Below are 21,710 nucleotides of genomic sequence, written 5' to 3'. Positions count from 1 at the left end.
TTGAGCATGAGGTTGTCGCAATGTCGGTTTCTAAAAAACCTATGGTACTGGTGATTCTGGATGGCTACGGCTACCGCGAAGACCAGCAGGATAACGCTATTTACAGCGCTAAAACCCCCGTTATGGATGCATTGTGGGCGAAACGTCCGCACACCCTGATTGATGCCTCTGGCCTGGAAGTGGGTCTGCCGGATCGTCAAATGGGCAACTCCGAAGTGGGCCACGTCAACCTTGGCGCAGGTCGTATCGTGTACCAGGACCTGACCCGTCTGGACGTTGAAATTAAAGAACGCACCTTCTTCGCCAACCCGGTGCTGACCGCAGCGGTTGATAAAGCCGTTGCCGCAGGCAAAGCTGTGCATATCATGGGCCTGATGTCTCCGGGCGGCGTTCACAGCCACGAAGATCACATCCTGGCGATGGTTGAACTGGCCGCTGAGCGCGGTGCAGAAAAAATCTACCTGCACGCTTTCCTCGACGGTCGTGATACCCCGCCGCGCAGTGCTGAAAAGACGCTGGCACGTTTCGAAGACAAATTTGCCGCTCTGGGCAAAGGCCGCATCGCCTCAATCATTGGCCGCTACTACGCCATGGACCGCGACAACCGCTGGGATCGCGTTGAACACGCTTACGATCTGATGACTCTGGCGAAGGGCGAGTTCCAGGCTGATACCGCCGTTGCAGGCCTGCAGGCTGCTTACGCGCGTGATGAAAATGACGAATTCGTTAAAGCGACCGTTATCCGCGCTGAAGGCCAGGCCGATGCAGCAATGGAAGACGGCGATGCGATGATTTTCATGAACTTCCGCGCCGACCGCGCTCGTGAAATCACCCGTGCCTTCGTCAACGCCGATTTCGACGGCTTTGCGCGTAAGAAAATCGTTAACCTCGATTTCGTGATGCTGACCGAATACGCCGCCGATATCAAAGTTGCCTGTGCTTACCCACCGGCCTCGCTGGCGAACACCTTCGGCGAGTGGATGGCGAAAAACGACAAAACCCAGCTGCGTATCTCCGAAACTGAGAAATATGCGCACGTGACCTTCTTCTTTAACGGCGGCGTTGAAGAGCCGTTCAAAGGCGAAGAGCGCATTCTGATCAACTCGCCGAAAGTCGCGACCTACGATCTGCAGCCGGAAATGAGCTCCGCTGAGCTGACTGAAAAACTGGTTGCTGCTATCACTGGTGGTCAGTACGACACCATCATCTGTAACTACCCAAATGGCGATATGGTTGGCCACACCGGAGTGATGGAAGCGGCAGTCAAAGCGGTTGAAACTCTGGATCACTGCATCGATCAGGTGACCAAAGCCGTTGAATCCGTCGGCGGTCAGTTGCTGATCACCGCAGACCACGGCAACGCCGAGCAGATGCGTGACCCGGCCACTGGCCAGGCGCACACCGCTCACACCAACCTGCCTGTTCCGCTGATTTACGTTGGCGATAAAAACGTGAAAGTCGCTAACGGCGGTAAACTTTCCGACATCGCGCCAACCATGCTGACGCTGATGGGAATGGAAATCCCGCAAGAGATGACTGGCAAGCCGCTGTTCATCGTGGAATAATCCTTCCCCATGAGGGGAAAGGCGACTTATTCAAATACATGGATCGCAACGGCAGTTCGGTCCGTCCTGTACGCCAGCGCGCTTAGCGCTGGCGTATTGCTGTGCGCCGCATCTGCCCATGCCGATGACCGCGACCAGCTGAAATCTATTCAGGCCGATATCGCCGCCAAACAGCGGGCGATTAAACAACAGCAGCAGCAGCGCTCTTCCCTGCTCGACCAGCTTAGAGCACAGGAAGAAGCCATCTCCGCCGCCGCGCGTCAACTGCGTGAAACCCAGAACACCCTGAACCAGCTGAATAAGCAGATCGACGAAATGAACGCCGCGCTCGCTAAGCTGGAACGTCAGCGTGCATCGCAGGAACGCAATCTCTCTGCACAGCTTGATGCTGCATTTCGTCAAGGGCCGCATACCGGCATCCAGATGATCCTTAGCGGTGAGGAGGGGCAGCGTAATCAGCGTCTCCAGGCCTATTTTGGTTATCTGAACCAGGCGCGTCAGGAAACCATCGCCCAGCTCAAGCAGACCCGCGAAGACGTGGCGGTGCAAAAAACTATGCTGGAAGAGAAACAAAGCCAGCAGCAAACTCTGGTTTACGAACAACGCGCCCAGCAAAACAAGCTGGAGCAGGCGCGTAACGAGCGTAAAAAGACCCTCGCCAGCCTTGAATCCTCTATTCAGAAAGGCCAGCAGCAGTTAAGCGAATTACGGGCTAACGAATCGCGCCTGCGCGGTCGTATCGCCCAGGCGGAAGCGGCAGCTAAAGCGCGCGCGGAGCGTGAAGCCCGCGAGGCGCAAAGCGTTCGCGATCGCCAGCAGGAAGCCTCGCGCAAAGGTACCACCTACAAACCCACCGAGAGCGAACGCTCGCTGATCTCCCGAACCGGCGGTCTTGGCGCACCTCGAGGCCAGGCATTCTGGCCAGTACGCGGATCAATTCTCCATCGCTATGGCGAACAGCTGCAAGGTGAACTACGTTGGAAAGGGATGGTTATCGCTGCGTCTGAAGGTACCGAGGTCAAAGCCGTTGCCGATGGTCGGGTTATTCTCGCCGATTGGCTGCAGGGTTATGGCCTGGTGGTAGTCGTTGAACACGGCAAAGGCGACATGAGTCTTTACGGCTATAACCAAAGCGCGCTGGTCAGCGTCGGCACTCAGGTCCGGGCGGGCCAGCCGATTGCTCTCGTAGGCAGCAGCGGCGGTCAGGGCCGTCCGTCGCTCTATTTCGAAATTCGCCGCCAGGGTCAGGCGGTCAATCCACAGCCGTGGTTGGGAAGATAAGTTTTGCTTCAATTTCGCACAATTGCACTCGCGGTAACCACTACGCTGGTTATGGCGTCGCCGGTTTTTGCCGGCAAACTCTCCATTGTTATCGATGACTTTGGCTATCGTCCGCATACGGAAAACCAGGTGCTGGCGCTGCCTGCCAACATCTCCGTCGCTGTACTCCCTAATGCTCCTCATGCCCGCGAAATGGCGACCAAGGCGCATAACCTCGGTCATGAGGTCCTGATCCACCTGCCGATGGCACCACTCAGTAAGCAACCGCTGGAAAAAGACACGCTCCGCCCGGATATGAACAGCAGCGAGATCGAGCGCATAATCCGCGAAGCCTATGGCAAGGTGCCGTATGCCGTGGGGCTGAATAACCATATGGGCAGCGCCATGACCTCCAGCCTGTTCGGTATGCAGAAGGTGATGCAGGCGCTGGAGCGCTACAATCTTTACTTCCTCGATAGCGTCACCATCGGCAACACTCAGGCCATGCGCGCGGCGCAGGGCACCGGCGTGAAGGTGATCAAGCGCAAGGTGTTCCTCGACGATACGCAGAACGAAGCGGATATCCGCTATCAGTTCAACCGCGCAATCGCTCTGGCACGGCGCAACGGTTCGGCTATCGCCATCGGCCACCCGCACCCAACTACGGTGCGCGTGCTGCAGCAGATGGTGTATAACCTGCCGCCGGATATAACTCTGGTACGCCCAAGCAGCCTGCTCAACGAACCGCAGGTCGATACCTCAACGCCGAATATCGCGCCGCCGCCTGCACAGCCGCCGCGCAACCCGTTCCGCGGCGTGAAGTTGTGCAAACCGAAGCGTCCGCCAGAGCCGGTCAACGCCAGTCGCTTCTTTACCATTCTGAGCGAAAGCATCAGCCAGAGTGCTCTGGTGCAGTACTACCAGTTGAAGTGGCAGGGATGGGATAACCCCACTAACTAAATTTGCCGGGAATCCGGGCGCTTTTCCGCCACGGGTTCCTGCTCATCCTGATGGGCGTACCAGGCCTTGAAGTATTTGAGAAAGCTGTAGAAGGTCGCGTACAGCCCGGTGACTACGCCAACTTTCCCCTTACGCCACGCCCCGCTGAACAGATACCACTTAAAGAAAGCGCCAATTGCGCTGATCACCCCGCGCCCAATCGATGGCCTGACCCTCTGGTATTTAACCAGCCGCGTAGTATAGCTATTGAGCTTATTGAACACTTCATGCAGGGAGTAGAAGGTATCGTGGCGCACGAAGCCTGGCAGCTTGCTGGAGTGCTTATAGCCGACAACCTGATCGTCCACCGGTCTATCGTTAAAGCGCGCAACGGTACGATTAAATAAACGCACGGGAAAATCCGGCGATGAGACCGGGTAAATGGTTCGCACCTCTTCACCCAAAACGAACCAGTAGCGCGGCAGACGCCATGCGCAGTCAGGTGCAGGTTCATCGCCAGCTTTCAGCGCCAGAATAGCTGCCACGACATCATCATCAAGAATTTCATCGCTATCCATACACAGCACCCAGTCATGGGTGGCCAGGGATGTCGCGTAATTCATCTGTGCGCCGTGAGCGGTATAAGGATGGTGGTGAACAGTAAGACCGAATTGTTGGCAAATCTGCAGCGTAGCGTCCGTGCTGCCTGAGTCGATGACGATCACTTCATCGGCCACCTTGCTCAAAGGTGGTAAAACCTCCCGCAATAAGCGAGATGAATTACAGGTCAATAAGCATACAGAAAGTTTAAGCATAGTGTTTGTGTGGTTAAACGACGATTAAACTGACTGTATAAACGAATAGGCAAGAAAGCGATTTAGAAAAAGTGCGGAGTGGGTTAAGAATCAGAAAAGTGCAGGGTAACTCTCAAAAAAGCGCCCACAGGCGCTTTTTTTATATACAACTCAAGTGGAATTAATCCCAGCTAAGAATCACTTTACCGGACTGGCCGGAGCGCATGGCGTCGAAGCCCTGCTGGAAGTCATCAATGCCAAAGCGATGTGTGATGATCGGCGAGAGATCCAATCCAGACTGAATAAGCGCAGCCATTTTGTACCAGGTTTCAAACATTTCACGACCGTAAATCCCTTTGATAAACAGCCCTTTGAAAATCACCTTGGTCCAGTCGATAGACATATCTGACGGCGGGATGCCAAGCATGGCAATACGCCCGCCGTGGTTCATGGTATCCAGCATGGTACGAAACGCCGGCGGTGCGCCGGACATCTCCAGGCCCACATCAAAACCTTCAGTCATGCCCAGCTCGGCCATCACATCGTTAAGGTTCTCTTTTGCCACGTTTACCGCGCGGGTGACGCCCATTTTGCGCGCCAGTTCCAGACGGTATTCGTTCACATCGGTGATCACCACGTTACGTGCACCGACGTGTTTCGCCACTGCCGCCGCCATCACGCCAATCGGGCCTGCGCCGGAGACCAGCACGTCTTCACCGACGAGGTCGAAAGAGAGCGCGGTATGAACGGCATTACCAAACGGGTCGAAAATCGACGCCAGATCGTCAGAGATATTGTCCGGGATCTTGAACGCGTTAAACGCCGGGATCACCAGATATTCAGCAAAGCAGCCCGGACGGTTTACGCCGACGCCCGTCGTGTTGCGGCACAAATGCGTGCGCCCGGCACGGCAGTTACGGCAATGACCGCAGGTAATATGCCCTTCGCCCGAAACGCGGTCGCCAAGCTTAAAGCCGCGAACTTCCTGGCCGATACCCACGACTTCACCCACGTATTCATGGCCCACAACCATCGGGACCGGAATGGTTTTTTGCGACCACTCATCCCAGTTGTAGATATGCACGTCGGTACCGCAAATTGCGGTCTTGCGGATTTTAATCAGCAAATCGTTGTGGCCGACTTCCGGTTCCGGTACGTCGGTCATCCAGATGCCTTCTTCCGCCTTCAGTTTGGATAACGCTTTCATCTCACACCCTTAGGCAATCACGCCCAGTTGTTTACCGATGCGGGTAAAGGCTTCCACCGCACGTTCAATTTGTTCAGGGGTATGCGCCGCAGACATCTGGGTGCGAATACGCGCCTGGCCTTTTGGTACCACCGGATAGAAGAATCCAGTGACGTAAATACCTTCTTTTTGCAGCTCGCGCGCGAACGCCTGCGCCACGGAGGCTTCACCGAGCATCACCGGGATAATGGCGTGATCGGCGCCCGCCAGGGTAAAGCCTGCGGCGCTCATTTTTTCACGGAACAGACGCGCGTTGGACCACAGACGGTCGCGCAGCTCGCTGCCCGCTTCCACCATCTCCAGCACTTTAATCGAAGCGGCAACAATCGCCGGAGCCAGCGAGTTGGAGAACAGATACGGACGAGAACGCTGGCGCAGCCACTCAACAACCTCTTTACGCGCTGCGGTATAGCCGCCGGACGCGCCGCCCAGCGCTTTGCCTAAGGTACCGGTGATGATATCGACCCGGCCCATCACATCGCAGTACTCATGAGAGCCGCGACCGTTTTCACCGACAAAGCCAACGGCGTGAGAGTCATCGACCATGACCAGCGCATCGTATTTATCCGCCAGATCGCAAACGCCTTTCAGGTTGGCAATGACGCCATCCATTGAGAATACGCCGTCGGTGGCGATCAGCACATGACGAGCACCCGCTTCGCGAGCCTCTTTCAGGCGAGCTTCCAGCTCCTGCATGTCGTTGTTGGCGTAGCGAAAGCGCTTCGCTTTGCACAGGCGCACGCCGTCGATGATTGACGCATGGTTCAGGGCATCGGAGATAATCGCGTCTTCTGCGCCGAGCAGGGTTTCAAACAGGCCGCCGTTAGCGTCAAAGCAGGAAGAGTATAGAATCGCGTCTTCCATCCCGAGGAATTCCGCCAGCTTCTTCTCAAGCGCTTTATGGCTGTCCTGGGTACCGCAGATAAAGCGCACGGAGGCCATGCCGAAGCCGTGGCTGTCCATTCCACTTTTCGCGGCGGCAATCAGCTCCGGGTGGTTCGCGAGACCCAGATAGTTATTGGCGCAGAAGTTAATCACCTGGCTCCCGCCGACGGTGATATCCGCCTGCTGCGCCGAAGTGATAATCCGTTCTTCTTTAAACAACCCTTCCGCGCGCGCGGTATCCAGGTCATTGGTTAACTGTTTGTAGAAATCACCACGCATTGCAACTCTCCAGATTCGGCAAAATTTGGCACATATTACCTAAAGCTATACGCTGATACGAGATGATGCATTCCTGAATGAATTATTTGCAGCATAAATCACGAGACCCTCTACACCTTTTCGGCGAATGGCTGAAGCCTTTCCGATGTGGTGATATGATATGAGTATTCATGTCCGGATTGTCTCTGGGCACCCTACTTCAAAGGTTACAGTTATGATCATCGTTACCGGCGGCGCAGGCTTTATCGGCAGCAACATCGTTAAAGCACTGAATGACCAAGGCATTACCGATATTCTGGTTGTCGATAATCTGAAAGACGGCACCAAATTCATTAACCTGGTGGATTTGAACATTGCCGATTACATGGATAAAGAAGACTTCCTGATCCAGATTATGGCAGGCGAAGAGTTCGACGATATCGACGCAATCTTCCATGAAGGCGCCTGTTCTTCCACCACCGAGTGGGACGGCAAGTACATGATGGATAACAACTATCAGTACTCTAAAGAGCTGCTGCACTACTGCCTGGAGCGTGAAATCCCGTTCCTGTACGCCTCTTCCGCGGCGACCTACGGTGGCCGCACCAGCGACTTTATTGAGTCCCGCGAATATGAGCAGCCGCTCAACGTCTACGGCTATTCTAAGTTTCTGTTCGATGAATACGTGCGCCAGATCCTGCCGGAAGCGAACTCGCAAGTTGTCGGCTTCCGTTATTTCAACGTCTACGGGCCACGCGAAGGGCACAAAGGCAGCATGGCCAGCGTCGCGTTCCATCTCAATACTCAGTTGAATAATGGCGAAAGTCCGAAACTGTTCGAAGGCAGCGACGGCTTTAAGCGCGACTTCGTCTACGTCGGCGATGTCGCTGCGGTAAACCTGTGGTTCTGGGAAAACGGCGTCTCCGGCATCTTCAACCTGGGCACCGGCCGCGCGGAATCCTTCCAGGCGGTAGCGGACGCCACGCTGGCTTATCATCAGAAAGGCAGCATCGAATACATTCCGTTCCCGGATAAACTGAAAGGTCGCTACCAGGCGTTTACCCAGGCAGATCTGACTAACCTGCGCGCAGCGGGCTATGACAAACCGTTTAAGACCGTGGCCGAAGGCGTAACGGAATATATGGCCTGGCTCAACCGCGATAGTCATGCGAATTCATAAAATCATTCGAGCAGTATCAAGGCGGCAACTGAGTGAATCTTCAGGAACATAGGATAACTATGTGACTGAAGTGAACGAAGACAGACAACGCAGAGACAGCTTGAAGGATGAAATGAATGAAGATACTGGTGATCGGCCCGTCATGGGTGGGCGACATGATGATGTCGCAAAGTCTCTATCGTACGCTCAGGGCGCGCTATCCCCAGGCAATCATCGACGTGATGGCACCCGCGTGGTGCCGTCCGCTGCTGTCGCGTATGCCAGAAGTCAATGAAGCGATCCCGATGCCACTTGGTCACGGAGCGCTGGAAATCGGCGAGCGCCGCAAGCTTGGGCACAGCCTGCGCGAGCGTCGTTACGATCGCGCTTACGTGCTACCGAATTCGTTTAAGTCGGCCCTGGTGCCGTTCTTCGCGGGTATCCCGCTTCGTACCGGCTGGCTTGGCGAGATGCGCTACGGCCTGCTGAACGATGCCCGCAAACTGGATAAAGAAGCCTGGCCGCTGATGGTTGAACGTTATGTCGGTCTGGCTTACGACAAAGGCGTGATGCGCTGCGCGAAAGACCTGCCGCAGCCGCTGCTGTGGCCGCAGTTGCAGGTGAATGAAGGTGAGAAATCGCAGACTTGTAACGCGTTCAACCTCTCCTCTGACCGCCCGATTATCGGTTTCTGCCCCGGCGCGGAATTTGGCCCGGCCAAACGCTGGCCACACTACCACTACGCTGAGCTGGCAAAACAGCTGATCGACGACGGTTATCAAATCGCCCTGTTCGGTTCTGCTAAAGATAACGAAGCGGGCAAAGAGATCATCGCCACGCTGAGCACAGAGCAGCAGGCATGGTGTCGCAACCTGGCCGGGGAGACCCAGCTTGAGCAGGCCGTCATTCTGATCGCCGCCTGTAAAGCGGTGGTCAGCAACGACTCCGGCCTGATGCACGTCGCCGCCGCGCTGGACCGTCCGCTGGTCGCGCTTTACGGTCCGAGCAGCCCGGATTTCACCCCGCCGTTGTCGCATAAAGCGCGCGTTATCCGCCTGATTAGCGGCTACCACAAAGTGCGCAAAGGCGATGCTGCCGAAGGTTATCACCAAAGCTTGATCGACATTACCCCACAGCGCGTACTGGAAGAACTAAACGCGCTGTTGACGGAAAAACTGGAAACAGAGGAAGCGTAGCGGATGCGGGTATTGATCGTAAAAACCTCGTCCATGGGCGACGTACTGCACACGCTGCCCGCGCTGACCGACGCCGCGCAGGCCTTTCCCGGTATTCGTTTCGACTGGGTCGTTGAGGAAGGCTTCGCGCAGGTCCCTTCATGGCATGAAAACGTCGATCGGGTGATCCCGGTGGCGATTCGTCGCTGGCGCAAAGCATGGTTTTCCGCGCCAATAAAAGCCGAGCGCAAGGCATTTCGCGAAGCAGTGCAGGCGGAAAAATACGACGCAATTATTGACGCTCAGGGGCTGCTGAAAAGCGCTGCGCTGGTAACCCGCCTGGCCCGTGGCGTTAAGCACGGCATGGACTGGAAGACCGCCCGCGAACCGCTGGCGAGCCTGTTCTATAACCGTCGCCACCATATCGCTAAACAGCAACACGCCGTTGAGCGCACCCGCGAGTTGTTCGCCAAAAGCCTCGGCTACGCAAAGCCAAAAACTCAGGGCGACTACGCCATCGCCTGCCATTTTTTGCGCCAGGATGACGTCTCTGCTGCACCGTATCTGGTGTTCCTGCACGCCACCACTCGCGATGATAAACACTGGCCGGAAGAGAACTGGCGGGCGCTTATCGCCCTGCTGGCCGACAGCGGCCTGAGAGTGAAGCTGCCGTGGGGCGCACCGCATGAAGAAGCGAGGGCCAAACGCCTGGCGGAAGGACATGATTTTGTCGACGTGTTGCCGCGTATGAGCCTTGAGCAAGTAGCCCAGGTGCTGGCAGGCGCTCGCGGGGTGGTTTCCGTCGACACCGGCCTGAGCCATTTAACCGCCGCGCTCGATAAACCAAATTTCACGCTATACGGCCCGACCGATCCGGGGCTGATTGGCGGCTACGGTAAAAATCAGTACGTCGTGCGCCCGGAAAACGGCAGCAGCACGGGGGATATTGCCGCCCCCCGGGTTCTGCAATTGTTGAAATCTCAGGAACTGGCTTAATGGGTTCATTGTTTAAGCAGATCTATCGCTACACGCATCGACGAGCCTTTCGCCATAACGAAAATCTCTGGCCGTTTACCCACATCACCCGCGCGGCGAGCGGTGAAATTCGCACACTCGAATATAAGGGAAAAACGGTTTCGCTGGTTAACCTGAGCGAGCTAAAAGATAGCGCACAGGGTGAAGTGCTGCTGACGGCGACTGGTCCCTCGACCCGAAGCATCGATTTTTCTCTGCTGCCGAACCGCATTCCGGTGATGGGGGTAAATGGTGCCTGGCATCTTTCTGATAAGATTAAATTTTCTCTCTATACCATCGTGGATATGGAGTTTTACGACAAAAAACCGGACGTTATTCGTTCGGTGATTAGCCAACCCGATCTCATCCTCTTCACCACCATGCACGGTATTGCCAAAATCCTCGACCGCCATGGCTCAGAGCTTCGCTGTCGTTTGGCATTAATTGAAGACGCCTGTTATAAAATCTACCAGCCCAAAGTCGCCAAAAGCGCGATACAGCAAGCCTGGCGACATATCGATGCTCTGCGCTTTCACCCACAGCGGCAGGATATTTGCTTTAGCACCGATATCCGTCACGGGATTTTTGATGCCGGAACCGTGGTCTACTGGGCGCTACAAATCCTGATGTGGTTGGGATTCAAAACGATTCTGATCAGTGGGTTGGATATGAGTAATTTCAGCCAACCACGGTTCTACGAAACAGAGCAGGATAAACTCCCTTCCTGGCTGGAAAATAAGGTGGATGACCTCGTCATGCCGTCCTTTTCGCACGCTGCCAACGTGCTGCAACAAAACCATATCCGGGTTGTGAACTTCTCTTTGCAAAGCGCGGTTCCGGAAACGATTTTCGAAAAGGTTTCTTTTGATGAGTACTTTAAAAATCAGTAACTACGCCAGACAGGGTTACACTGTTTTATTTCCTTTGTTTCTGTTTTTTAGCGCTATTTTTTGCGTATCAACCCGAGCAAACAATCTTCTTCACTTATCTATTTTGCTGTTTTTGCTTTCACTACTGAATAAAGACAACCGTCAGGCAGTAGTGGAGAGCTTGCGTCAGCTATGGCCGGCTTATGCCCTGCTGGCGACGTTCTTTATCTACTATGCGCTGAGCAATATTTGGGGCCAGACGCCGCAGCACATCGACTCCCCACTGACCCACGGTACCTATTTGATTTTCTATCTGCTGCTGCTGACAACGCTGCTTGGCAACCCGCGTACCCGACACCTGGTGCTGCTGAGCGTGGTGGCCGGGATTACGGTGCTTTCTCTCTGGACGATGGTTATCGATTTTTCGCTCGTCCTCAAGGAACGCATCGTTTCGCCTGGCAACCCCGGTCCGACCAACGTTATCGACCTCGCGGGCTATTGCGGTATTGGCATTCTCATTTGCGGCATGCTGCTCAAAGAAAAAGGCAGCCATTTTCTGTATTTACCACTGATCATCATGCTGGTGATGATGGTGCTGACCCAAAGCCGGGGGCCAATTATCGCGCTGGCGGTGGCTTTCGTTTGTACCCTGCATCTGCATGTCTTTACCCGCCGTAATGCGCTGATTATCGCCGCACTGGCGATCGTTTTGGGGCTACTTTTCGTCTTCACGCCGCTGGGAGACCTGCTGCTGGCACGCTTTGAAGAGCTGGGTACCCAAAGCGGATTACGCATCAGCATCTGGCATCATACCGTTGAAGAAGTTGCCAGCCAGCCATGGCTGGGCCGCGGCTTTGACTACGAGCTTGATTTCACCAACTACAGCGGCGAACACATCACCACTACCCACAGCGTCTATCTTGGCTCGTTGCTTAAGGGCGGCATTATTGGCCTGGGACTGCTGCTGGCGGTCATTGCAGGCGGATTGTGGCGGGCGTGGAGCAAACAGCGTGAAGATGGCCGCTACGGGCTGGCGATTTTTATCTATGCGCTGATTTTTATGGCTTCGCAGGGAATGTTTATCATCAGCAACCCTCGGGAAACCTGGCCGCTGTTCTGGCTACCCTTAGGCATTGCGCTGAGCAGTCACCTGAAGACGAAACACTAAATGCGGCACTCTGCGCTCTTCTGTCATTGCCCGGTGGCGGCTAGCGCCTTACCGGGCCTACGGGGAGTATATAACATGATGATATTGATGGTTTTGTAGGTCAGGTAAGGCGTAAGCCGCCACCTGACAGAAATGCGTGCACTGTATCTACAACAGGTTTGTCATCAGTCTCCAGGGCCCTGACGCGGGCCCTTTTTATACCTGCTTGCGAGAGGCAACAAGGCTATCCGCCTGCGCTTTGATGACGGGCCAGACGGCATCAACCGTCATATCAGCAACATTTGTCTCTTCGCAGACAACCTGTTTAGCCTTGTCATAGCCCGGGGCCCAGATGGTATATCCCGGCAGGCCGGTGTCTTTTAGTTTGCGCTTGTTGTAAACCGCAACCATCGGCTTGTCGAACGCCCTGGCGATATGCACGACGGCGGTATCCGCCGTAATGACCAAATCGCAGCAACGAATAACCTCTACCGCTGAATTAATATTGCTATCGGGCAAATACAGCGCCGAATCCAGTTTCAACTGACGAATTTTTTCGCTGTGCCCCACCATCACCACGCTCACCTTGTAAGGCAGCGCATGCAGTCGCTCAATTAAAGCGGTGACCTGGTGACGACAAAAATCTTTATCGGTTGAGGCGGTGAACGGGTTTATCGCGATACGCAGCTCGCTATCCTGCTCCTGAGCGAACAAGCATTTAACTTTTTCATGTTCACCAGCGTCGCCGGGAAGATGATAATGGTAATGCTCACTGGCTACGCCAAATAACCGGGCCACTTCTTTATAGCGGGCAGAAATATGGCGGCTACTATCGAAAAAAGAGATCGAATGATCGTAAAGTTTATATTCTTCTTTATTAAAACCAATGACACAGTCGAGGCGTAAATCGGCGAGTAATTTAAAACGCTCATAGGTTTTAACATCATCAAAATCGACAACCGCGTCAAACCCTGACGCGCGCAATTCATTTAGCGACATGCGGGGTTGATATAAATAGACATGCTCCAGAAAATCTGCCCCCGCAAGCATGCGTTTACAGATTGGCCCCGTGAGCACGGAAACCTGATAGCCCTGGTCCGCCAGCAGCCTTGCACAGCCGGTTGTAACCACCATGTCACCGACCTTATCATCCAGGCGTAATAATAAAACGCGCTGAACCTGTGCAGGATTAAAGGGCTGGCGTGCGCTTTTATTTCTGTAACGATAGTTAATTAACTTAAACTTAATTTCGCGGAAGAACGCATTTTTCTTCCGCGTGAACTGCTTGACGATACGCATACGGTACCTGGTTATGATCTTTTATCGCTGTGTGTGTTTCTGTTGGTAGTACTCCGCCAACGTCATTCCCTTCACCTGCGGTGCCAGCCAGCTGAAAAAAGCCTCCAGATCGGCGTATAAGCGCTCGATATCCTGCTCATTTTTAAACGTTGGGCTGCCGCCAGGCATGTACTCAGAAGAGTGGAGCATATATTCGACGTAGTCATTACCCTGAGTCAACGTCTGTTCCACGACTTTTTTCATCGTTTCGACGTTGCCGCCCATCGGACGCAGCCAGTGAACGGACGGTGAGCGCACCTTGCCTCGCAAGCGATCGTATCCCTGCTTCAGGCTATTCATCCAGGCAGAATGCTTGTACTGAATGCTCATCGGCACTTCCAGCAGCGGCGACTGGCCTTCACGGCGAATATCGTTCTCATCGAGGAAGTAGGCGTGCTGCGGGAAGTTGCGATAATCGGTGCCGCCGTCGCCCTGCGGCGCGCCTTTGGCCGTTTTCCAGTTCACCCGAGGGGTGACCGAGCAATCGACCAGATAGCCGTACTCCACCAGCAGACGCGCATAGCGCTCATCAAAAGCCCAGCGCCCGGCGCGATGGCTAACCATTTTGGTCTGGAAGGTGTCTTCCAGCAGACGAGTCATATAGTCGACTTTTTCTCGCATCGCCGCATCGCTGTACTCAATCAGATACGGTTTATGCCGCCAATCGTCATCGGTAAGCGGGTCGGTCGGCGGGCTGTTCCAGGCGTGCAGATGCATACCAATTTCCGCCGTTCCCCGGGCAATGACGTCTTTGGCGAACTCGATATAAACGGGGTCAATGGCCATTTCATAGTTGGTCAAATAAACCGGTTTGAAGCCATACTTTTCGCAAAGCTGCTGAAAACGCGGTAAATAGCGCGCATTCTCGGTGGTGATGCTGTCATGTTTTTGCCAGAGGTTATCGCCCTCTGTATCAATCGTGATGAGAAATGCGGGTTTGTGCACGAAAACGTCCTCAGGCCATACGTATCGGGTCATGGTAGAGCAAGACAACGCTTCTCTCAATCTATCTGATCCCCTAGAATCGGAACCCTTATCCTGGATGAAGAACAGAGTATGACGCCTGAAACCCGCACTTCCAGCCGCGTAAACCCGGCGCGAATCCTGGTTATCAAGCTTCGCCATCATGGCGACATGTTATTGATAACCCCGCTTATTCACGCTCTAAAACAGCAATATCCCGCCGCGCACGTGGATGTTCTGCTTTATGAAGAGACCCGGGATATGCTCGCGGCGAACGCCGATATCAACCACATTTATGGTATTGATCGGCGCTGGAAAAAGCAGGGAACTGGCCACCAGTTGAAGATGGAGTGGCAGCTAATTCGCACGCTCCGCCAGCAGCGCTACGATATGGTACTCAATCTTGCCGATCAGTGGCCCAGCGCGATCATCACTAAACTGACCGGCGCGGCAACCCGCATCGGCTTTGACTTCCCGAAACGCCGTCATCCGGCCTGGCGTTTCTGCCATACCGCCCTCGCTTCAACCGAGCTGCATAATCAGCTGCATACGGTGCAGCAGAATCTGTCGATTCTGGCGCCGCTTGGGCTGAATGTTGATGATGCCCCAGCAAAAATGGGCTACAGCGAGCAGGACTGGGCCACCAGTCGCGCACTGCTACCGGAAGGTTTTCAGGACAACTATATTGTTATTCAGCCAACCTCCCGCTGGTTCTTTAAATGCTGGCGCGAAGAGCGAATGAGCGCCCTGATTAACACCCTCTCTGAGGCGGGCTACGCGGTGGTGTTGACCTCCGGCCCTGACGCCAAAGAGAAACAGATGGTCGAGACGATTATGGCAGGCAGCCCTAATGCCCGTCTGCACTCCCTCGCCGGGCAGTTAACCCTGCGCCAGCTGGCATCGGTCATCGACCATGCCCGTCTGTTTATCGGCGTAGACTCGGTGCCGATGCATATGGCCGCCGCGCTGAACACGCCGCTGGTCGCGCTGTTCGGCCCCTCCAAGCTCACCTTCTGGCGTCCGTGGCAGGCGCAAGGAGAGGTGATCTGGGCGGGGGATTTTGGCCCCATTCCCGATCCTGACGACATTGATACCAACACCGACGAACGCTATCTCGATTTAATCCCCACCGACGCGGTTATCGCGGCGGCGAAAAAGGTACTGGCATGAGTAAATTCAGGCTGGCTCTGGTACGCCAGAAGTATCGCCCGGACGGCGGCGCGGAGCGCTTTGTCTCCCGCGCGCTGGAAGCCCTCGACGACAGCGATCTTGAACTGAACGTCATCACCCGCGAGTGGCAGGGCCCGGTGAAGCCCGAGTGGAACATTCACATCTGCAACCCGCGCAAGTGGGGACGCATCAGCCGCGAGCGCGGTTTTGCCGAAGCTGCGCGCCAGCTGTGGCAGCGCGAGTCCTTCGACCTGGTGCAAAGTCATGAGCGCATCCCCGGTTGCGACCTGTATCGCGCCGGAGACGGCGTACATCGCCGTTGGCTTCAGCAACGTTCGCGTATTCTGCCCGGCTGGAAAAGCCGTCTGCTGTTCGCTGACCGCTACCATCGCTATGTGATGCAGGCCGAGCGCGAAATGTATCAGGACGCGCACCTGCGCGGCGTCATCTGCAATGCAGAGATGATTAAACAAGAGATTATTGAAGACTTCGGTCTGCCGGCGGAAAAAATCCACGTTATCTATAACGCCATCGATAACCAGCGTTTTCTACCGCCTACGGAAGAAGCCTTTGTTGCGCTACGCACCAAATGGGATTTGCCGCTGCAGGCGACCTGCCTGATCTACGTCGGTTCCGGCTTTGAGCGTAAAGGGCTGGATGCAGCGATTCGCGCCATCGCCCCGACCGATCGCTATCTGTTAGTGGTTGGCAAAGATAAAGAGCAGAGTCGCTATCAGCAGCTGGCGAAAACGCTGAACTGTGAAGATCGGGTTCGTTTCTTCGGCATGCAGTCAGAAACCCTGCCGTTCTATCAGATGGCCGACGGTCTGCTGCTACCAACGCTGTACGATCCATTCCCTAACGTTATCCTTGAAGCGATGGCCTGCGGCCTGCCGGTCATTACCACTACCGGCTGCGGCGGCGCGGAGTTTATCGTGCAGGGCAGCAACGGCTACGTTTGCGACGCGCTGGATATCCCGGCCCTGCAGGAGTCCGTTATCGCTCTGCCCGCCCGCGCCTTAGGTTCTGCGCAAGGCGAACGTGCCCGCGAGCGCATTATGACCTGCACCAGCGAACGGTTATCGGCGCAGCTGCTCTCCCTCTATCAGGATCTGGTGAAATAACGATGCGCATACTGTTTGTTATTGACGGCCTGCCCGGCGGCGGCGCGGAAAAAGTGGTGCTGACGCTGGCGGAGCATTTTCTCAACCACGGCGAACAGGTATCACTCTTTTCCCTGCGCGACGTCTGCGATTATCCGCTGCCGGAAGGGTTGGATTATCAGGTGATCGCTGACCGCTGCCGCAAACCCTGGCGCAAGCTCACCGAGCTATCCCGGCGCGCGCGCCAGCTTGATGCGGCTATCGATAAAGCAGAACAGCAGGGCCATTTCGATCTGGTGCTCTCAAATCTGCATAAGACTGATCGCATTGTCTCCCGCAGCCGCCTGCTGAGCAGGCGTAACGTCTGGTTCTGCCTGCACGGCGTGTTCTCCACTTCCTATCTCGGCCATCGCACCGGTTTTGACCGCTGGATGAAACAGCAGAAGATCAAACGCGTTTACCAGGGGCGCAACGTCGTCACCGTTTCCGATGCGGTCGGCAAGGATCTGGTTGAACAGTTCGCCATTCGTCCAGCCCAGCTGAAAACGATTTATAACCCGTTTGATATCGCCGCCCTGCGCGCCGCAGCTGAAGAACCCAGCGAACGGCCCGACGGCGACTATATTATTCACGTAGGTCGCTTCCACCCGGGTAAACGCCACGACCGCCTGATTGAAGCCTATGCGCAAAGCGGCATCGACGCGCCGCTGGTGCTGCTGGGGCAAGGAAAACCGGAGCAAGAACAGCGCCTGCGCCAGCTGGCACAGCAGCTACAGGTTGGCGATCGCGTCCTGTTTAAAGGCTTCCAGAAAAACCCGCTGCCGTGGATTAAAGGCGCGCGGATGCTGGTCCTGAGCTCAGATAGCGAAGGTTTTGGCAACGTGGTGGTAGAAGCGCTGCTGCTCAACACGCCGGTTGCCAGCACCCGCTGTCCGGGCGGTGTCACTGAAATTTTAACCGGCGAACTGGCTCGGGGTCTGGCGGATTTGAACAGCCCGGCGCTGGCCCAGACGATGCAAAGCATTTACCATAGCCCGCCTGCCATCGACGCCCTAATGCTGGAAAAATTCAGCGTGGCGACAATTTGTCAGCAGTACCGTCAGCTGCGTAGCGCCTGACGCCGTTATTCAACCAGGATCGAATGATTTATGAGTCAAACGCCTTTACTGAGCATCGTGGCCGCCGTCTATAACGGCGAAAAATTCCTTGTGCAATTCTTTGAGTGCCTTGAGCAACAGCAGTTGGAAAGCTATGAACTGATCCTGGTGAACGACGGGTCGACGGACGCCAGCCTGGCGGTTATCGACCAGTGGAAGGACCGTCTGCAAAATGTGATCGTGCTGGAGCAGGAAAATCAGGGCGTTTCGGTGGCGCGTAACACGGGTCTCGCCGTCGCCACCGGTAAGTACCTGACCTTCCCGGATATCGACGATAAGATTTACCCAGGCATGTACAGCACGCTTCTGGAGATGGCGGAAAAGGGTCACCTTGACGTCGCCACTTGCAACGGCCGCTACGTCTACGAGACGAAAAAAGATATCCACCCTATATTCCCGCTGGATAAATTGCAGTCTACCGGCGTACTGCCCGGCCACGTGTGGTTAAAGCAGGCGCTGGATTCGCGTAAATTCCTGCATGTCACCTGGCTGAATATCTACCGTCGCGAATTTATCGCGAGCCATAACTTCCACTTTGAGCCGGGCCTGCGCCATCAGGATATCCCCTGGACCACGGAAGTGTTGCTGACAGCAGAACGCGTGCAGTACACCAGCAAGCAGTTCTACGACTACTATATTCACTCGGAATCGGTATCGCACAAGCCGGACAACGACGATACGCTGATGCGCTCAGCTCGCCACTACATGAAGATTCTGGAGATGCTGGACGCCATCAATCAGCGTTATCCGGACAAGGTTCGCGATATTTCCGCCTGCCGCTGGCAAATCGCCAAAGAGGGGCTGGGAATTATTCATACTTTCGATAGCATGAAAGATGAATCAAAAAAGCATATTATAATTAAAGAATTCTTCGACCGCGGGATCTGGAGTCTTATCTGGAAAAACGCCCGCACGTTCCGTCTACGCTGGCGTCTTGGACGCCGCTATCTGCGCATCAAGCGCTATCGCGATGTGGCTTAATATTGAATCCCATAGATTCCGCCAAAGAGATAGCTTTACGCGGGTTAAATGCTTAGAATTTGCCCGCAAAAACATGAAAACGGATAAATCGCTTGGAATTGCTTTATACCGCCCTGCTTTACCTTATTCAGCCACTGGTTTGGCTACGACTTCTCTTACGTAGCCGTAAGGCCCCTGCCTACCGCAAACGCTGGGCTGAACGTTATGGCTACTGTCAGAACAAGGTAGAACCGGACGGCATTCTGCTGCATTCCGTTTCCGTCGGCGAAACCCTGGCGGCGATCCCGCTGGTACGCGCGTTACGTCATCGTTATCCCTATCTGCCGATCACCGTTACTACCATGACGCCAACCGGCTCCGAGCGAGCGATGTCCGCCTTCGGTAAAGACGTTCATCACGTCTACCTGCCTTACGATCTGCCCGGCGCCATGAACCGCTTCTTCAACACCGTCCAGCCCAAGCTGGTTATTGTGATGGAGACCGAGCTGTGGCCGAATATGGTCGCGACCCTGCATAAGCGTAAAATTCCGCTGGTCATTGCCAACGCCCGCCTGTCCGAGCGCTCGGCAAAGGGCTACGCCAAGCTGGGCAAATTTATGCGTCGGCTGCTGAGCCGTATCACGCTTATCGCCGCGCAAAATGAAGAAGACGCGAACCGTTTTATCGCCCTGGGCCTGAAGCGCAATCAGTTGGCGGTTACCGGTAGCCTGAAGTTTGATATCTCGGTTACGCCTGAACTGGCTGCTCGCGCCATCACCCTGCGCCGCCAGTGGGCACCGCATCGTCAGGTCTGGATTGCCACCAGCACCCACGACGGCGAAGAACAAATTGTTCTCCAGGCGCATAAAAAGCTGCTGGAGACGTTCCCCAATCTGCTGCTGATCCTCGTCCCTCGCCATCCGGAACGTTTTAGCGATGCCCGCGAAATGGTGCAGAAAGCAGGAATGAGCTACACCCTGCGCAGCACTGGCGAAATCCCATCGAACAGTACCCAGGTGGTGATTGGCGATACGATGGGCGAGCTAATGCTGCTGTACGGAATCGCCGACCTTGCGTTCGTTGGCGGCAGCCTGGTGGAGCGCGGCGGTCATAATCCGCTGGAGCCCGCCGCCCATGCGATTCCCGTGTTGATGGGCCCGCACACCTTCAACTTCAAAGATATCTGCGCCAAGCTGCAGCAGGACGACGGTCTGATTACCGTGACCGATGCCAGCTCGCTGGTGACCCAGGTGTCTAACCTGCTGACCGACGAAGATTATCGTCTGTGGTACGGTCGCCACGCGGTGGAAGTGCTGCATCAAAATCAGGGCGCACTCTCCCGTCTGCTACAGTTACTGCAACCTTATCTGCCGCAGCGGAGCCACTAATGTCGCCTCGACTCTCGGTCGTAATGATCGCCAAAAATGCGGCGGATCTGCTGCCTGATTGTCTGGCATCAGTAAGCTGGGCCGATGAGGTAATCTTGCTGGATTCTGGCAGCAGTGATAACACCGTCGAATTAGCCCGCAGCCTCGGCGCTCAGGTTCATATCAATCGCGACTGGCAGGGTTATGGCATTCAGCGCCAGCGCGCCCAGAGCTACGCCACCGGCGACTACGTGCTGATGATCGATACCGACGAGCGCATCACCCCAGAGCTTGAGCAATCCATCCGCAGCGTGCTGGCAGCGCCAAAAAGCGGTGCTATCTACAGCATCGCCCGGCGAAACTATTTTCTCGGTCGCTTTATGCGCCATAGCGGCTGGTATCCGGACCGCGTAATGCGCCTGTACCAACGCGACCATTACCGCTATAACGATAATCTGGTGCATGAGTCTGTCGACAGCAAAGGCGCACAGGTTATCGAACTCTCGGGTGACCTGTTACATCTGACCTGCCGTGACTTTTCCGGCTTTCAGCAAAAGCAGCTGGCCTATGCCGCCGCCTGGGCCCAGGAGCGCCACCAGAAGGGTAAGAAGACCTCGCTGACCGGTATCTTCGGTCATACGCTGGGTGCCTTCGTGAAAACACTGCTGCTACGCGGCGGCGTTCTGGATGGAAAACAAGGTTGGCTACTGGCTGTGGTCAACGCGCAATATACGTTTAATAAATACACCGAGCTGTGGGCGCTAAGCCGCGGCTACTCGGAGAAAGTGTAATTATGAGCACAAAAGCGATCTATCCGGGCACCTTCGACCCTATCACTAACGGCCATATCGATATCGTCACCCGTGCGGCCAGCATGTTTGATAAAGTCTTGCTGGCTATCGCCGCCAGCCCGAGCAAAAAGCCGATGTTTACCCTCGATGAGCGCATCGCGCTGGCAGAGCAGGCAACCGCACATCTGGTCAACGTTGAAGTAATTGGCTTTAGCGATTTAATGGCCAATTTCGCTCGCGCGCAGCAGGCGAATATTTTAATTCGCGGACTGCGGGCGGTGGCGGATTTTGAATATGAGATGCAGCTGGCGCACATGAACCGCCACCTGATGCCGACGCTGGAGAGCGTGTTTCTGATGCCGTGCAAAGAGTGGTCGTTTATCTCCTCTTCGCTGGTGAAAGAAGTAGCGCGCCACCAGGGCGATGTCTCCCACTTTCTGCCTGCTAACGTGCATCAGGCGCTGCTGAAGAAGCTGTAGGGCGTTCTTCCCGGAGGCGGCGCTTGACGCGCCTGTCCGGGCTACCAGTCCGCAGACGGCTGGAAACCTGT

The 21,710-nt window shown here is 55.3% G+C and carries 20 protein-coding genes; 15 read left to right on the top strand and 5 right to left on the bottom strand.

What is annotated here, in order from left to right:
• The first annotated feature begins 20 nt into the window (after positions 1-20).
• The 3 genes from gpmM to AC07P6_RS00925 are packed head-to-tail and all read left to right on the top strand — an operon-like array spanning position 21 to position 3,785.
• Positions 21-1,565 carry a 2,3-bisphosphoglycerate-independent phosphoglycerate mutase gene (gene gpmM, locus AC07P6_RS00935; protein WP_478315461.1) on the top strand — a complete coding sequence of 515 codons (1,545 nt, stop codon included), beginning with the start codon at positions 21-23 and terminating at the stop codon, positions 1,563-1,565.
• Between the two features lie 9 nt (positions 1,566-1,574).
• Entirely contained in the window at positions 1,575-2,846 is a 1,272-nt protein-coding gene (envC, locus tag AC07P6_RS00930) for a murein hydrolase activator EnvC (RefSeq protein ID WP_110276982.1), read from the top strand.
• Between the two features lie 3 nt (positions 2,847-2,849).
• On the top strand, positions 2,850-3,785 hold the full coding sequence (locus tag AC07P6_RS00925; RefSeq protein WP_478315460.1) for a divergent polysaccharide deacetylase family protein: 936 nt from the start codon (positions 2,850-2,852) through the stop codon (positions 3,783-3,785).
• Here AC07P6_RS00925 and AC07P6_RS00920 read toward each other — a convergent pair.
• The 3 genes from AC07P6_RS00920 to kbl form a co-directional block, all read right to left on the bottom strand.
• Positions 3,782-4,579, bottom strand: a complete 798-nt coding sequence (locus AC07P6_RS00920) for a glycosyltransferase family 2 protein (RefSeq protein ID WP_478315459.1) — start codon at positions 4,577-4,579, stop codon at positions 3,782-3,784. The two genes, AC07P6_RS00925 and AC07P6_RS00920, sit on opposite strands and share 4 nt — an antisense overlap.
• Positions 4,580-4,739: 160 nt before the next feature.
• On the bottom strand, positions 4,740-5,765 hold the full coding sequence (gene tdh / locus AC07P6_RS00915) for an L-threonine 3-dehydrogenase (protein ID WP_004855475.1): 1,026 nt from the start codon (positions 5,763-5,765) through the stop codon (positions 4,740-4,742).
• A gap of 9 nt (positions 5,766-5,774) precedes the next feature.
• Positions 5,775-6,968 (bottom strand): glycine C-acetyltransferase, encoded by a 1,194-nt coding sequence (gene kbl, locus AC07P6_RS00910; RefSeq protein ID WP_478315458.1) that lies wholly within the window; start codon positions 6,966-6,968, stop codon positions 5,775-5,777.
• Between the two features lie 214 nt (positions 6,969-7,182).
• Here kbl and rfaD point away from each other — a divergent pair, with 214 nt between their 5' ends.
• From rfaD to AC07P6_RS00885, 5 genes are all read left to right on the top strand, one after another.
• Positions 7,183-8,127 carry an ADP-glyceromanno-heptose 6-epimerase gene (gene rfaD / locus AC07P6_RS00905; protein WP_434661142.1) on the top strand — a complete coding sequence of 315 codons (945 nt, stop codon included), beginning with the start codon at positions 7,183-7,185 and terminating at the stop codon, positions 8,125-8,127.
• 116 nt (positions 8,128-8,243) lie between these two features.
• Positions 8,244-9,302 carry an ADP-heptose--LPS heptosyltransferase RfaF gene (gene rfaF, locus AC07P6_RS00900; RefSeq protein WP_478315457.1) on the top strand — a complete coding sequence of 353 codons (1,059 nt, stop codon included), beginning with the start codon at positions 8,244-8,246 and terminating at the stop codon, positions 9,300-9,302.
• 3 nt (positions 9,303-9,305) lie between these two features.
• Positions 9,306-10,277: a lipopolysaccharide heptosyltransferase RfaC gene (gene rfaC / locus AC07P6_RS00895; protein ID WP_478315456.1), complete on the top strand. Its 972-nt coding sequence runs from the start codon at positions 9,306-9,308 to the stop codon at positions 10,275-10,277.
• Positions 10,277-11,185: a sugar glycosyltransferase gene (locus tag AC07P6_RS00890; protein ID WP_478315455.1), complete on the top strand. Its 909-nt coding sequence runs from the start codon at positions 10,277-10,279 to the stop codon at positions 11,183-11,185. The genes rfaC and AC07P6_RS00890 overlap by 1 nt, the downstream gene beginning before the upstream one ends.
• Positions 11,163-12,332 (top strand): O-antigen ligase family protein, encoded by a 1,170-nt coding sequence (locus tag AC07P6_RS00885; RefSeq protein WP_478315454.1) that lies wholly within the window; start codon positions 11,163-11,165, stop codon positions 12,330-12,332. The genes AC07P6_RS00890 and AC07P6_RS00885 overlap by 23 nt, the downstream gene beginning before the upstream one ends.
• A gap of 195 nt (positions 12,333-12,527) precedes the next feature.
• Here AC07P6_RS00885 and AC07P6_RS00880 read toward each other — a convergent pair whose 3' ends face one another.
• The gene (locus AC07P6_RS00880) at positions 12,528-13,610 is read right to left on the bottom strand and encodes a glycosyltransferase family 9 protein (protein WP_478315453.1); all 1,083 of its coding nucleotides are present in this window, start codon (positions 13,608-13,610) and stop codon (positions 12,528-12,530) included.
• 21 nt (positions 13,611-13,631) lie between these two features.
• Positions 13,632-14,594, bottom strand: coding sequence for a polysaccharide deacetylase family protein (locus tag AC07P6_RS00875; protein WP_478315452.1), 963 nt, complete (start codon positions 14,592-14,594; stop codon positions 13,632-13,634).
• Between the two features lie 111 nt (positions 14,595-14,705).
• On the opposite strand from AC07P6_RS00875, the gene rfaQ reads away from it, so the two are divergent.
• The 7 genes from rfaQ (at position 14,706) to coaD (ending at position 21,639) form a co-directional block, all read left to right on the top strand.
• Positions 14,706-15,782, top strand: coding sequence for a putative lipopolysaccharide heptosyltransferase III (rfaQ, locus tag AC07P6_RS00870; RefSeq protein ID WP_478315451.1), 1,077 nt, complete (start codon positions 14,706-14,708; stop codon positions 15,780-15,782).
• Entirely contained in the window at positions 15,779-16,906 is a 1,128-nt protein-coding gene (locus AC07P6_RS00865) for a glycosyltransferase family 4 protein (RefSeq protein WP_478315450.1), read from the top strand. The genes rfaQ and AC07P6_RS00865 overlap by 4 nt, the downstream gene beginning before the upstream one ends.
• Before the next feature lie 2 nt (positions 16,907-16,908).
• Complete coding sequence (locus tag AC07P6_RS00860; protein WP_478315449.1) at positions 16,909-18,003, top strand: glycosyltransferase; 1,095 nt, start codon at positions 16,909-16,911, stop codon at positions 18,001-18,003.
• A gap of 30 nt (positions 18,004-18,033) precedes the next feature.
• Entirely contained in the window at positions 18,034-19,023 is a 990-nt protein-coding gene (locus tag AC07P6_RS00855; RefSeq protein WP_478315448.1) for a glycosyltransferase, read from the top strand.
• 92 nt (positions 19,024-19,115) lie between these two features.
• A complete protein-coding gene (gene waaA / locus AC07P6_RS00850; protein ID WP_304254183.1) occupies positions 19,116-20,390 on the top strand; it encodes a lipid IV(A) 3-deoxy-D-manno-octulosonic acid transferase in 1,275 nt (424 codons plus the stop codon).
• Positions 20,390-21,160 (top strand): glycosyltransferase family 2 protein, encoded by a 771-nt coding sequence (locus tag AC07P6_RS00845; RefSeq protein ID WP_478315447.1) that lies wholly within the window; start codon positions 20,390-20,392, stop codon positions 21,158-21,160. The genes waaA and AC07P6_RS00845 overlap by 1 nt, the downstream gene beginning before the upstream one ends.
• 2 nt (positions 21,161-21,162) lie before the next feature.
• Positions 21,163-21,639, top strand: coding sequence for a pantetheine-phosphate adenylyltransferase (gene coaD, locus AC07P6_RS00840; protein WP_100682896.1), 477 nt, complete (start codon positions 21,163-21,165; stop codon positions 21,637-21,639).
• Positions 21,640-21,710 lie beyond the last annotated feature (71 nt).

The organism is Klebsiella sp. GFKo11 (assembly GCF_056490265.1).
This window is presented reverse-complemented; position numbering and strand designations above follow the sequence as displayed.